The sequence below is a fragment of the Pseudomonas sp. KB_15 genome, assembly GCF_052114525.1.
In the GTDB taxonomy this organism is placed as follows: domain Bacteria; phylum Pseudomonadota; class Gammaproteobacteria; order Pseudomonadales; family Pseudomonadaceae; genus Aquipseudomonas.
The window spans coordinates 1-469 of record NZ_JBFREX010000195.1 but is presented as its reverse complement, the minus strand read 5'-3'; the positions used below and the strand labels follow the sequence as shown (position 1 = coordinate 469).

Annotated in this window: 1 protein-coding gene; it reads left to right on the top strand. The window is 69.7% G+C overall.

Annotation, left to right across the window (positions count from 1 at the left end; translation table 11 throughout):
* Positions 1-469, top strand: a 469-nt coding sequence (locus tag AB4Z35_RS30425) for a PCRF domain-containing protein (protein WP_442101218.1), incomplete at both ends; no start/stop codon positions are given.

The window sequence follows — 469 nt, the reverse complement described above, 5'->3', positions numbered from 1 at the left end:
ACCGCAACCTGCTGCTGGAAATCCGCGCCGGCGCCGGCGGCGAGGAAAGCGCGCTGTTCGCCGCCGACCTGCTCCGCATGTACACGCGCTATGCGGAACGGCAGCGCTGGCAGGTGGAGGTGATGAGCGAGTCCGAGTCGGACCTGGGCGGCTACAAGGAAGTGATCGTGCGGATTGCCGGCGACGCGGCGTTCTCGAAGCTGAAGTTCGAGTCGGGCGGGCACCGCGTGCAACGCGTGCCGGCCACCGAGGCGCAGGGCCGCATCCACACCTCGGCCTGCACCGTGGCGGTAATGCCGGAGGCGGACGAGGTGGGCGAGGTGGAGATCAACCCGTCCGACCTGCGCGTCGATACCTTCCGCGCGTCCGGCGCGGGCGGCCAGCACGTGAACAAGACGATCAACCCGTCCGACCTGCGCGTCGATACCTTCCGCGCGTCCGGCGCGGGCGGCCAGCACGTGAACAAGAC